Source organism: Nocardioides abyssi, from assembly GCF_030412915.1.
Taxonomy (GTDB): Bacteria; Actinomycetota; Actinomycetes; order Propionibacteriales; family Nocardioidaceae; genus Nocardioides; species Nocardioides abyssi.
Window position 1 is genome coordinate 1 of record NZ_JAUHJR010000044.1, and the last position, 398, is coordinate 398.

At 64.8% G+C, this 398-nt stretch carries 1 protein-coding gene; it reads left to right on the forward strand.

All coding sequences use genetic code 11. The features are described 5' to 3' along the window. The coding region (locus tag QWY29_RS19830; RefSeq protein ID WP_300962963.1) for a carbohydrate ABC transporter permease at positions 1-373 on the forward strand (373 nt) is incomplete at its 5' end. Positions 374-398: the final 25 nt, after the last annotated feature.

Here is a 398-nt window from a genome sequence, read left to right on the forward strand (position 1 = left end):
CATGTCGCTGCTGCTGCTGGCCGGCCTGGCGCAGGTCTCGGAGGACATGGTCGAGGCGGCCAAGGTCGACGGCGCCACCTGGTGGCAGCGGCTTTGGAAGGTGATCCTGCCCAACATGAAGGCCGCGATCATGGTCGCGGTGCTCTTCCGGGCGCTCGACGCCTACCGGATCTTCGACAACATCTTCGTGATGACCGCCGGCGCCCAGGGCACCGAGTCGATCTCGTTCCTGACCTACCGCCAGAGCATCGAGCAGTTCCAGCTCGGCATGGGCTCGGCGCTGGCGGTCCTGCTGTTCCTGTCCGTGCTGCTGGTGGCCTTCCTCATCGTCAAGATGTTCAAGGTCGACCTCGCCCAGGCCCGAGGGGAGTGATCTCGATGAGGAAGATCGGACTGGT